Origin of the sequence: Actinomyces ruminis (assembly GCF_002154335.2) — a bacterium.
In the GTDB taxonomy this organism is placed as follows: domain Bacteria; phylum Actinomycetota; class Actinomycetes; order Actinomycetales; family Actinomycetaceae; genus Actinomyces; species Actinomyces ruminis.
In genome coordinates, this window is record NZ_MTPX02000042.1 from 148,565 (window position 1) to 159,683 (window position 11,119).

18 protein-coding genes and 1 pseudogene are annotated in these 11,119 nt (G+C 67.6%); 17 read left to right on the top strand and 2 right to left on the bottom strand.

Features of this window, described 5'->3' with window-relative positions; genetic code table 11:
- Nucleotides 1–146 precede the first annotated feature (146 nt).
- On the top strand, nt 147–1,067 hold the full coding sequence (locus BW737_RS08785) for an LAPAL motif-containing putative phage structural protein (RefSeq protein WP_086614222.1): 921 nt from the start codon (nt 147–149) through the stop codon (nt 1,065–1,067).
- 217 nt (nt 1,068–1,284) lie between these two features.
- Here the strand turns inward: BW737_RS08785 and BW737_RS08790 are convergent.
- Nucleotides 1,285–1,781 (bottom strand): annotated as a pseudogene (locus BW737_RS08790) (YPYG domain-containing protein).
- 556 nt (nt 1,782–2,337) lie between these two features.
- Entirely contained in the window at nt 2,338–2,727 is a 390-nt protein-coding gene (locus BW737_RS08800; RefSeq protein ID WP_086614219.1) for a helix-turn-helix domain-containing protein, read from the bottom strand.
- Between the two features lie 97 nt (nt 2,728–2,824).
- Between BW737_RS08800 and BW737_RS08805 the strand changes: the two genes are divergently transcribed.
- From BW737_RS08805 to BW737_RS08870, 16 genes are all read left to right on the top strand, one after another.
- On the top strand, nt 2,825–3,307 hold the full coding sequence (locus BW737_RS08805; RefSeq protein WP_180272152.1) for a helix-turn-helix domain-containing protein: 483 nt from the start codon (nt 2,825–2,827) through the stop codon (nt 3,305–3,307).
- Entirely contained in the window at nt 3,307–4,323 is a 1,017-nt protein-coding gene (locus tag BW737_RS08810) for a hypothetical protein (RefSeq protein ID WP_086614217.1), read from the top strand. The genes BW737_RS08805 and BW737_RS08810 overlap by 1 nt, the downstream gene beginning before the upstream one ends.
- A gap of 76 nt (nt 4,324–4,399) precedes the next feature.
- Complete coding sequence (locus BW737_RS16240; RefSeq protein WP_180272153.1) at nt 4,400–4,552, top strand: hypothetical protein; 153 nt, start codon at nt 4,400–4,402, stop codon at nt 4,550–4,552.
- Nucleotides 4,553–4,592: 40 nt separating this feature from the next.
- Nucleotides 4,593–4,817 carry a hypothetical protein gene (locus tag BW737_RS08815; protein ID WP_086614216.1) on the top strand — a complete coding sequence of 75 codons (225 nt, stop codon included), beginning with the start codon at nt 4,593–4,595 and terminating at the stop codon, nt 4,815–4,817.
- A complete protein-coding gene (locus tag BW737_RS08820; RefSeq protein WP_086614215.1) occupies nt 4,817–5,146 on the top strand; it encodes a hypothetical protein in 330 nt (109 codons plus the stop codon). Before BW737_RS08815 ends, BW737_RS08820 begins: the two co-directional genes overlap by 1 nt.
- Nucleotides 5,143–5,643, top strand: coding sequence for a winged helix-turn-helix transcriptional regulator (locus BW737_RS08825; RefSeq protein WP_086614214.1), 501 nt, complete (start codon nt 5,143–5,145; stop codon nt 5,641–5,643). Before BW737_RS08820 ends, BW737_RS08825 begins: the two co-directional genes overlap by 4 nt.
- Complete coding sequence (locus BW737_RS08830) at nt 5,631–6,938, top strand: ParB/RepB/Spo0J family partition protein (RefSeq protein WP_143233349.1); 1,308 nt, start codon at nt 5,631–5,633, stop codon at nt 6,936–6,938. Before BW737_RS08825 ends, BW737_RS08830 begins: the two co-directional genes overlap by 13 nt.
- Nucleotides 6,938–7,828: a hypothetical protein gene (locus BW737_RS08835; protein WP_086614212.1), complete on the top strand. Its 891-nt coding sequence runs from the start codon at nt 6,938–6,940 to the stop codon at nt 7,826–7,828. Before BW737_RS08830 ends, BW737_RS08835 begins: the two co-directional genes overlap by 1 nt.
- Nucleotides 7,825–8,025, top strand: coding sequence for a hypothetical protein (locus BW737_RS08840; protein WP_086614211.1), 201 nt, complete (start codon nt 7,825–7,827; stop codon nt 8,023–8,025). Before BW737_RS08835 ends, BW737_RS08840 begins: the two co-directional genes overlap by 4 nt.
- Complete coding sequence (locus BW737_RS08845; RefSeq protein WP_086614210.1) at nt 8,026–8,334, top strand: glutaredoxin family protein; 309 nt, start codon at nt 8,026–8,028, stop codon at nt 8,332–8,334.
- Nucleotides 8,331–8,762: a hypothetical protein gene (locus BW737_RS08850; RefSeq protein WP_086614209.1), complete on the top strand. Its 432-nt coding sequence runs from the start codon at nt 8,331–8,333 to the stop codon at nt 8,760–8,762. Before BW737_RS08845 ends, BW737_RS08850 begins: the two co-directional genes overlap by 4 nt.
- Nucleotides 8,759–9,313 (top strand): hypothetical protein, encoded by a 555-nt coding sequence (locus BW737_RS08855; RefSeq protein ID WP_086614208.1) that lies wholly within the window; start codon nt 8,759–8,761, stop codon nt 9,311–9,313. Before BW737_RS08850 ends, BW737_RS08855 begins: the two co-directional genes overlap by 4 nt.
- Nucleotides 9,313–9,621, top strand: coding sequence for a hypothetical protein (locus BW737_RS08860; RefSeq protein ID WP_086614207.1), 309 nt, complete (start codon nt 9,313–9,315; stop codon nt 9,619–9,621). The genes BW737_RS08855 and BW737_RS08860 overlap by 1 nt, the downstream gene beginning before the upstream one ends.
- Nucleotides 9,622–9,659: 38 nt before the next feature.
- On the top strand, nt 9,660–10,238 hold the full coding sequence (locus tag BW737_RS08865; protein WP_086614206.1) for a hypothetical protein: 579 nt from the start codon (nt 9,660–9,662) through the stop codon (nt 10,236–10,238).
- 27 nt (nt 10,239–10,265) lie between these two features.
- Nucleotides 10,266–10,418 (top strand): hypothetical protein, encoded by a 153-nt coding sequence (locus tag BW737_RS16245; RefSeq protein ID WP_180272154.1) that lies wholly within the window; start codon nt 10,266–10,268, stop codon nt 10,416–10,418.
- A complete protein-coding gene (locus BW737_RS08870) occupies nt 10,415–11,098 on the top strand; it encodes a hypothetical protein (protein ID WP_086614205.1) in 684 nt (227 codons plus the stop codon). The genes BW737_RS16245 and BW737_RS08870 overlap by 4 nt, the downstream gene beginning before the upstream one ends.
- Nucleotides 11,099–11,119: the final 21 nt, after the last annotated feature.

An 11,119-nucleotide genomic window follows, 5' to 3' on the forward strand; every position in this document is an offset into this window, starting at 1 on the left:
ATGCGATCACTCGACCGTGAACACTCACGGAGTCCGCACGTCCCCCCCGAGGTCTCCTTATGGCCCCCTCGCCGCCATCTCAGTCTCCCGTAGAGGAACAGCCTGTTCTCGACGATGATGTCGGTGGAGTCTGGGAGGATCGGAGCATGGTCAAGAAGACGTACAAGGAAGAGGTCGTCTTCGCTTTCCATGGGGAAGCCGTTGACGACGGCACGATGACGGCCGGTGACTACGGGCGCGCACTCATGGGGTACTCCCAGATGGTCCAGGCGGTTGTTCGGGAGGCCGCTCCGAAGGCTGAGAACATCGACCTGCGAGTGACCGCTACCGAACAGGGCTCGTTTGCTACCGAGCTGATTTTGACGATGGACCTCACCTGGGTTGAGGCTGTGAAGCAGTGGTTTCTAAGTGAGGATGTCGCCGCGCTAGGTGCCGCGGTAGGCGTTACCGGGGTAACCTTCGGCTCTCTGATTAAGATGCCTATTGCTGTGTTGAAGAAGCTGCGGGGACGCAAGATCGTCGAACGCAAAGATGTCGGCAAGGGCATGCAGACTGCAACACTGGATGATGGTCAGCAACTCACAGAACCGACCATCGTTTTGAATGTCTCGTCCTCGAATGTCTTCGTCAACGGCGCGCGTGACTTCACGCGTCCAACTACTCGGCCAGGAGTTACCTCAGTGACGGTAGGGGCCGATGACCCGGAGGAGATTACTGCGGCGGACCGCGCCTTCTTCGAGCCTCTTCCGGAGTTTGAAGGCGAGACTGTTGAGGTGAAGCAGATGCGCTTAAAGGTGCTCAGGTTATCGTTCGATGATGGGCCATGGCGCTTCGAAACCACCGATTCCGTCAGCGGGCTTCCTACAGAGTTCACCGCAATGGTCGAAGATGATGACTTCCTCAGCGACGTGGCATCACATGCCACCTCCTTCCAGGCCGATGACGAGATTGACGCGGTCGTAGAGATCGTCTATCCGCCCAAGCATCAAAGAGCGCGCCGCCGATACTGGATTCTGCAAGTACTTGATGTGCATCATCCACACGAGCAACCGGCGCTCTTCGACTAACGAGCCAGCGGCAACAGATCGTCGTCTCGGCTGTCAAGCGTCCTCCGGGCTTGCTCTCTCTTGTAGCGGTTAGCCCAGAGGACGCGGTATTTAGTCGCCCCAGTCGAAGTCCGGCCTGGCTGGTGCCGCAGGTGTCTTGTCTATGTCGGCTTGGGTGGTGGCGGGGCCAAGCCTGGCGTACCCCTCACCGGTATCTGAGGCGGCTTGTATCGATCGGCTAGTAGACAAGGAAGTCGTCGATCACCGGCGCGTCGTTGGTGCCGGAGACGTAGCACTCCATGTTGCCGTCAGCCTCGGCGTTGTACTCGTTGGTAACGGTCACCTCGTACTTGAGATACCAGGAGCCGTCCTCTCGCTGCTCCTCGGCAAGCTTGCGAGAATCGAGTGCAGTTTGAATCCGTAGGGGTAGACCTGCTCGCCGTACATCTCGCAAGCGGTCATCGCGTAGACAGCGTCTAGAGCGTCGGAGTCTTCGGTCTCGGTTGGCTCCGGCTCAGGCTCGGTGGTCTCGGGAGCAGCCTCGGTCGTGACGTCTTCCGCCGCTGTCGTGGTCGTGACGGCGGCAGGGGTGCTGAGCTCGGTCGCGGCCTTGTCTTCGCCGTCGTCCATCAAGGAGCCGATGATCCCGAGCACAAGGATCACCGGGATAGCGATGACCCAGAATCGCTTGTTCTTCCAGAACGGGACGCGGGCAGGCGGGGTGGTGTCGCTCATGGGGAGAGGTTCTTTCCGTGGGGAGTAGGTCGAACCGACGCTCGTTGTCACGAGCAGGTTCTAGATCGCTCATATCTTGCGCCACCCCAGTCTTGACCGGATGGTTTTGAGCGGCCATCACACAACAACCTTGTAACAGTCGAACGCAGGGTGCTCTGGTAGGCGATGACGACCCAGCGCGCGACGTCGAGCTCGACGGCCAGCGCGCCTGGGTGCGGACCCACTTCAGCCTCAGCTCGGCGGTAGGCGTCCGAGGCGATGAGTCTGCATGCGACGAGGCGGTTGATATGCGCCTCGACTACGCCGTCCTGGTGTCCGTCGTCCCCGCGGTCTGCGTGGGCGAGCTCGTGCATCAGCGTTGGTACAGCGAGCCTGTCGGGCATCCCGGTCTGCAGGACGATGGTCCGCGTGACCAGGTGGTAGCGCCCCGCAACCCGGCCGGCATGCGATTCACCCAATCCACGATGATGCCCTGCTCGGCAGCGTCGTCGAGCAGGGCATCCATCGTTGGTCGGCTCATGTCCAGGCACGTTAGCCCAGCCATACGACACGATTGCTAGGGCAGCTCCATGCCTTCCTCCGCCTCCTGCTCAGCGCCAGGTTCAACCTGCGCGGCGAGCTCCCACTCCGGCGGCAGTCCCTCCAGCCAATCGACACGCCGCTTCCCCAGCTCAGCGACGTCACGCTCGCGCTCGCGGGAAAGGCGCTCCTCTCCTCTGGTGATCAGCGCAGACATCTGCAACCCAAATGCGTCCGCCAGGGCTTGAAGTGCATCCAGGCTGATCGCTCGCTCAGCATTCAGCAGCCGCAGCAGCGTGCGCTTCGGAATGCCGGACCGTCCCGCTAACGCCTCCACGGTGAGCTGCTGGGCCGCACGCTCGGCGCGCAGCTCAGCTGCGACTGCGGCATTCAGTCCTATCGAGGGGTCTTTGTCACGAGTAGCCATAGGTCAAGTGTGTCACATTGGGCACCAGGGGTGCCAGTTCGATAACGGAATAGGTGTGTGCTTGTCCGGTGCCCAACTGGGCACCTATGGTGCTGTCATGGTCACCAACCCTCCACCCGGTCGAGTTGCCGAGGTCATCACCTCCGATATGGAGTCTGCGGGGATGTCTGTATTTTCCCTAGCGCAGACGACTCTAATCCCGCGTGCCACCCTGCAACGCCGCCTGGTAGCGGACGGCAAGCTAGAACTGCAAGAGCTTGCCGCCATCGCCTCCGCGCTCGGCACCACTGTCTCCAATCTGATCTCCCGCGCTGAGATCACCGACCACACCACGACTGCGGTGTCCGCGCTCGCGGAGCCGTCCCCCGCCGTCGACGTCGACGGGTCGCCCGCCGCGGAGGCGCACGGCATCGCTGCCGTCACCAATGTCGGGGCGGCGATCGCTGACGTCCCGGTCGAGGCCCTCCTGGAGCACGAGGCCGTGTGCGATTCGTGCTGGTCGCTAGACGACGCGGCCCGGCACCTGTCCGGGGATGAGGACCCGGCCACGCACCGCTCCTCCGACGAGGAGGTCGCGTGATGTCCAAGCCGAGTTTCTTCGACAAACCGATCTACGTCGTGCTGGAGGACGGCATGGTTGATGTGCCGTGTGCCTGCTGTGGTGATCACCAGTCCGTGCCGGTCGACCGGCTGGTGCAGGTGGTTACCCGCGGCCGCGTGTGCTGCGACTCGTGCCTGGTCGCTAATCATGAGGGGCGCCTGCACCTGCACGTGGACGCGGCCAACGGCCTCGTGTGGTTCGAGGTCGAGCCGTCGTCAGGAGTCGTCTTCGTCAAGAAGGACACTGCCGTCGTCGAGCAGGCAGAGGACGGGGTTGACCTGGGATCGGTCGCACTCGTCGATCCACAGCTCGACCTCCTCCTCAAGCCGTCGGGTGGCCGGCGGGATCTTGGGGGCGAGGTCGCCGTCGTAGACGAAGGTGATGTCGGAGTGCCGCCCGCCGTTGGGGACGTGAGCGACCCACTCTCGGATAACGCCGTCGTCGTAGAAGAACCCCTGACGTTTACGGCAGGTACGCATGACGACGGGCAGGTAGCGGGCGGCTTCGATGCTGAGCCGCATGGGAACGTCGTCAATCAGAACTTGGACGTCGCTGAGGATTCCGGTGTCCATGTTGTCTCCTCCTCGGTGGGTTCCGCCGTCGGTTCTCGTGCCGACGGGGTCAGTGGTGCGGAGCCTACCGAGGAGGCCCCGGCCCCGGGTCGGGAAAAGAAGGCCACCTCCTCGGTGAGTGGTGATGGGGATGAGGCCACCGAGGAGGTGCACCCCGCCGCCGGCCGGCCTGACTCCTGCCGGCCGTGCGGCGCTGGGTGCGGGGCGGGGCTGGCGTCTCGTAGCTGTGCCGGCCCCGCCCACCCCACCCCCACCACGGGCGAGGACGCCGTCGTCGTGCTTGACGCCGCCCCATTCACTGTCCGGCTGGTGCGCGATGACGGCGACGTGTTCGCGAACGTCGAGGCGGACAACGACGCCATGACGGACCCGCGCGAGCTCGCCCGCATCCTGCGCGGCCTCGCGGACCGCCTCGACGGATGAACCGGGCCCCGAAAAGAAACGGCTGCCAGCAGTCGCATTGCTGGCAGCCAGTGAGCCACAGAAAGGAAAACAACCAATGGCTCGACCCCAATCTTACAAGCCCCGCCACAAGGCGGACCGGAAGTGTCTGGTCGACGTGCTCCGGGACGTGGCCCGCACCGCGGAATGGGGCCTGGCTGACTGGCTCCTCGCCGACGACGGCGTAGCGAGGAGACCACCAACTACCTGAACTCGCTCACCAACAACGTCATGGAGGAGGTGCCGGCCCAATGAGCACGGAACGGAGGATCACGGTGGGCGCGCTGCTGCTATGCGCCGGCGTGATTGTCGGCTGCGTGCAAGCGTGGCTGGCCGTGACGGGGCGGGCGCCGGCGATGTCGGGCCTGTCGCTGCTGGCCCTGGGCCTCGGTGGCCTGGGCGCCGGCCTGATGCTCACCGCAGACGACCAACCCGACAAATGCGCCGCTAACCCCACCGAAGGACAGGTGCGCTAATGACAGCAGCGGCGAACAACATCTCAGCCGGGCCGCGCCGCAAGACGTGGATGGCCATGACAGACCACCAGCAGCGCGAAGCCCTGCGCCTGACCCTCAACACCCTGTCCGCCGCCGCGACCGGCAGCCCGGCCGGTGTCGCCCAGACCCTCGCCGAGGCCGCCGCCATTGCACCGGCGGTGGAGGACCACGTGGCGTGGGCAGCCGCCTACCTGACCGCGACGCTGCGCCTGACCGTCGACCCGACCGGACAGACCAGCCGCCACCTGACCACCGGCAGACAGCTACGCGCCCAGGAGGCGCCCGCCCAGGAAGGACTCTTCACATGACCACGGCAACAGAGGTGACGCGGGACAAGACCGCGCCCACGATCGACGCCGATGACGAGCAGGCACGCATGGTGGCTGAGCATCTGCTTGCCGCCGCGCCGGCGGGTGAGGAGACGGTGTGCGTCTCCCAGGCGACTCTCGCGGCGACGACGGGGTTGTCGCCCAGGACTCTGCGGCGGGTGCTGGACCGGCTGCTGGAGGCCGGCTGGATCACCGTCACGGTGGCGGCGACGCCGAATATGCCGGCGACCTACGACCTGTCCCGGCTGCGTGAGCTCGGGATCATGCCGGCCTCGCAGCCGGCCCCGGCCGCCGGCGCGCCCGCTGGTGGTGTGCGTGTGCTGTCGGAGGCTGAGGCCCGCTCCCCGCTGGGGAACGTGGTGCCGGGTGAGCGGGTCATGGTCGAGCCGGGCCTGCTGGAGGCGGGGCCGAATATCCGCCGGGCCTGCGGGTGGATGAGCGCTTCACCGCGACGGTCGCGGAGATGGGAGTGCTGAGGGATCTGCACGTGTATCCGACGCTGACGGGCCTGGTGGTGCTTGATGGTCACCGGCGCCTAGCCGCCGCCCTGGAAGCCCAGCTAACGCTGGTGCCGGCACTGATTGTCGAGCCCGCCGACGACGCTGACCGGATCAGCCAGCAGTTGGTGGAGAACGACGAGCACGCCCACACCCTGCCAACCGAGCGGGCGGACGCGATCCATCAGCTGATGCTGCTGGGCATGCCCCGCAAGGACTTGCAGCGCCGCGGTGTGCGCTACACCGAGCTGATCAACGCCAGGGCAATCGCCAACGCCGCAGAGCCGGTACGCGACCTGGGGCGCCGCATGAAGGACATGGACCTGACGGTCCTGGGGAAGATCGCAACCCTGTCGGAGCGGGCAGCCTCGCCGGAGGCGCTGGCGGACGCGGTCAAGGAGATCGAGGCCCACCCCGAGCAGGTGGACCATGTTGTGGATCGCGTCAAGTGGGACGGCCTGTGCGCCCGGGCGCGCCAGAAGTGCACGGATGAGCTGCTGGCCAATGGCGCCCGCCACGTGATCACCCGCGAGAAGTTCGCCAAGGCCGCCGGTACGGCGCGGCCCCTGTTGGACCTGCTGGACGAGCACGGTGAGCCGGTCGATGAGGCCTCGCATGTCTCCTGCCCGGGGCACGTGACCGTCATCGACTACGACTACAAGTCGCTGCACGGCGATGACCCCGGCCCCCGCTACAAGGTGGCCTTCTACGGGTGCATGGACTGGGCGGCCCACGGGCACCGCAACAAGTACGCCCAGCCGTCGTCGGGTGCGACGTCGGGGCCGCAGGACGAGCAGGTGCGGACCGAGCGCGCCCGGGTGCGCCGGCGCAACGAGGACATGGACTCCGCTAACCGGGTGCGGCGGGCGTGGATCCGCGACCAGCTGCTGCCCCGCCGGGTGCTGCCCACCGACGCCCTGGGCTACGTGCTGGCAATGGTGCGCTACGCGCACATGAACGTCACCGGCATGGCTAAGGACAAGGGCCTGGAGCACCTCGGGCTGTCCCCTGCCGGCCTGGACCGGGATGCCGCTGGATCTGTGAGGGAGGCGAAGCGGGGGCTGCTGGCCTGGGCGCTGGCGCTGATGGAGGGAACCGTCTTGCGCGACTCCTGGCGGCAGGACGATCCCGCCGGCCACGGGTATGACCGGATGCTCGCCACCCACCTGGCGACCCTCGCCCGGTGGGGCTACGAGCCCGCCCCGATCGAGCAGGAGCTGATCGACGGGCTCAAGGACAAAGACACCGACGACAAGAAGGAGGGCGAGGACTGATGAGCAGTGTGCATCTGACCGTGCGGGCCGCAGGCCTGCTGGGCGCGCTGCAGGGCCTGGTGCCGCACCTGCCGGCCAGTCAGCGAGATGAGGACCGGCCGGTCGGGGTGGGTGTAGCCCGCCTGACCGTCGCCGGCGACTACCTGCTGTGCCTGGCCGTCGCGAAGGACCGGGCCCGGTATGTGTGTACCCGGGCGCTGGTGGTCGACGTCGACGACGACGGCGTGCCGGACGTGTGGGTGACCCGGCCGGTGCTGGCGGACCTGATCGGCGTGCTGTCCCACGCCGACGCCCAGGACGTCGAGGTCATCGTGGACGAGCCCAACCTGGCGCTGACGGTGCGTGAGGCGGGGGTGCTGTGGGGCGGCCGCCAGGTCACCGTGCGCACCGACCCCCCGCCCCTGGACCCCGAGCGGGCTGATGCGGCGGCCATGCTGGTGCAGGCCTCCCAGGCGAGGCTCGTGGCCCGCGGGCACGTGGCCCTGTGGGCCAAGGACGCCACCGCCATGGGCCGTACCGCCGCGATGGTCGGTGACTCGCTGTCGTGCCGGCTCGGGGTCATGGGCGGCGATCAGACGGTCCTGGTGTGGGGCTACTCCGCCCGCCGCCGCCTGGACGCCAACGACATCGAGGAGGTGGTGCCGGGCTCTGCCTACCTCGGGGTCACCATGGGCTCCCAGGACCCGCTCACACTGCCCACCTTCGTGGACGTGTCCTGCTACGCGGGGGACCTGCTGGAGCCGCTGCTGGACGCCGTCCTGCCCGACCTCGACGGCGAAAACACCGGAGCTGACGTCGAGGCCGCGTTCGTCGCCGAGATCCGCGACTACCTGAGAGGCCAAGACCCCGACGGCCCCGATGACGCCGGCGAGGGCGGTGATGCCGCATGAAGGTGATCGTGCGCATCGAGCGGGACCTGGCCGACCCGATCGAGGTCATCGAGGAGCTGCCCGCAGAGACCGTTGATGAGTCGTCCGGGTCGGATGTGGTGGCTGCCATGGCCCGTGAGGCGGCCTGGGCGGACCGGCTGGTCTCCTGGGCGGCATCCCAGGCCCGCAGCCGCATCAACGCTGGGGGTGAGTCCTGAATGGGTACCCACGACCCCCGCGCCCCCTGGTTCGACCTGTACGTCAAGGACCACTGCCCGCGCTGTGAGCAGGTGATCCGCCTCCTGGACCAGCTGGGGGCCCGCTACCGGGCCCGCCCGCTGGCCGACCATCCCGAGGCCCGGCGCCTGGCAGCCGAGGCCCGCACCATGTCTGCACAATTGGTGGTCGCCATGACCCCTGTGGGCCTGGTCGCGGACGTGTTCGGCGGGCTCCAGCCGCTGCGCATCCGCCGGCACCTGGCCGACTACGCGCCCAGTGTCTGGGACGAGCAGGAGGCGGGAGCATGACCACCAACACAACCACCCCCAGTCGCGGGGTGCTGGCGTGGGAGGCGCCGCTGCGCCTGGCGGCCACCGACGTCCTGACCGGCAACAACCGTGACAGCCGGCGCGAGAAGAACCGGAAGACGAGGGCGATCCGCACGGTGGCTGAGGCGACTGCCCGCTACCGGCGCGCCCCCCACCTTAACCGGGCGCGCGTCGTTATCGACGTCGACTACCCCGACCGCCTCCGCCGCGACATCCACAACTTGCACTGGACCGTCAAGCCCCTGGTCGACGGCCTCATCAGGGCCGGGCTGCTACCGGATGACGACGACCGCCACCTGGCCAGCCTGATCCTCCAGCCGTCCGGCCGGCTGTCCCCCAAGATCCTCGGCCAGCGCACCTTCACCTTCCACATCCACGTCTACACGCCCCAGGAGACCTCATCATGAGCGAGACCATCACCATCCGACCCACGCCCGCCGCCGAGCTGGAGCGGGGAGACCTCATCCGCCACCATGGTGAGACCCGGCAGATCCTGAGGGTCTGCGACTACGGCGCGGAGCACGTCGTCATCTATTTCCACGCGGGCTCCACCATTCGCTGGTCCGACGCGTTAGTCGACGTCGTCGTGCCGCCCGAACCCGCACCCGAGCCGGAGGCCGGCTCCTGGCCGACCGAGCCGATCATCCGCATACTCGACGGCCACCTGGGCAGCGTAGACATCGGCGGCCTGCTCGCCCTGCGCGTCGGCGCGGGAGCCTACCGGCTGTACGACAGTGGGGACGAGGTCGGTCTTCTCCTGCGTGACCAGCCCGACGCGGGGATCGAGGACTTGGAGGGCCTGTCCGTGGTCCCCACCGAGGCCATCCGCGCTCTCACGTCCCGGCTCAAAGAGCTTGACATCGCCTCACCGCTCAGCCACGACGCCGCCATGGCCCGCGTCGTCGACACGGCCGAGGACCTCGCCTTGGTCGCCCACACCGGTCAGGACGCGGACTGATGACCAGTGGCATGACCATCACGGCGGCAGAGCTGGCCGGTCTGATCCCCGCCGGGTCCTCGTCCGCGCCGGTGCCCGACTCGGTGGCCTACGCGCTGTTGGAGCGCCTTGCCGACGACGGCGGCCCCGACACCTGCGCGCACGGCCACGAGTGGACGATCGCCACCGCCCGGGTCCGGGTACGTGACCGCCGCCGCTCCGGCAGAGGCATTGTCATCGAGCGTGACTGCCGTATCTGCAAGCACGAGGCGTACCGCGAGGCCCGCCGCCACCAGCGCCACCAGATGAAGGGCGGGCGGCTGACATGAGGGAAGCCTGTGACTTCGAGCGGTTATGGGCTGATGCCATGACCCAGGTCTCACCCGACTACTGGAAGTGGCCCAACCAGGACACGCCGGCCGCGTACCTGGCCCGGGTGGCCGCCTCCGACGCTATCGGTGCGGGCCTAATGGTCGCCCACTACGGAGCGCAGCGCTCCGCCTACGCGCCCGGCATCGCCGAGTACCTGGCCCGGGTCATCGCCCTGGGCGGGGTACTCGCCACCACCGGCCTACCTACCGGGGCAGCGCGTGTGCGGGCGGCCAGGGACCGGATTACGCAGGTGGCCGCCGTCATCAGCGAGTGGCGCACCCTGGACGCCGACACCGCCCGCGAGGCCGCCATCGACTCCATTGCCGGCCCGGGCACGGGATCGGACCTGTGGTGGTCCAGCCTGCTCGACCAGCACGCCCAACCGCTATGGGTGACCGCCTGTGCCCAGGTGCCGCGTGAGGCCGCGATCCTGTCTGCGGCTACCGCCCTGTGCTGGCTGTCGGACATCTACCGGGCGGGCCGTGTCGCCAGGCACCCGGTCTCCGGCGTCTACCTCACCGTGCACGAGCTGGCCGCCTACAAGCGCGACCGCCACCACCAGACAGCCAACTAGCCGACTAACCAGCAAAGGACCACAGCCATGACAGCACTACAACCACCCGAGCCCAACAACCAGGGACCCGCCTACATCCTGGGCCGGGTCATCGGCGGCCTCATCCTCGCCGGCCTCGGCGCCGTCGTCGTCTCCGCGCTCGCGGCCCTGACCATCGTCATTTGGAGGGCTGTCCTATGACCGTCCCGGGCCGCTACATCAAACGCCCCGTCACCGTCGAGGCCATCCGCTACGACGGCAGCGAGGAGAGCGCCGACGCCATCGCACACTGGGCCGAAGGCACCATAGTGACTGTCTTTCTGAACAGAACGCTAAACATCGACTACCCGGAGGGCGTCATACAAGCCCGCCCTGGGGAGTGGATCATCCGTGACGCGCAGGGCGAGTACTACCCGCGCAGGCCCGACGTTTTCGGCGCCACCCACCGGCCCGCCCCGCAGGGCAGCGCTGCGGGGCTGACAGATCCCGACGCCGCCTACCTGCGCCGCATCGCCGTCCTCTTGCCCGGCAAGCACCGCGACCGCGCCTACACCATCGCCCAGGACATCGAGTTGTTCCTGACCCGTGTCGAGGACGCGATCTACGAGATCGACCACGCCGGCACCACGCCCGAGCGGCGTCTCGCCGACGTCCGGGAGCTGCTCGCCCAATGCCTGGTCGCCGAGGACACCCGCATCAACTCGGGCCCTGAGGACGGCAACCCGCCGACGCCGGACCGGATGCAGGCCCTCGCAGCCTTCCAGGCCGCCGTCACCGCCTGCACTCTCGGCCTGGACGGCGACGCACTCGCCACCGTGCTGTCACAGGCCCTGCAGGCGGCACAGACAGCTGCCAGCTCTCAGCGGTTACGGCGGGGGTAACCAGATGCCGCATACCTGTTC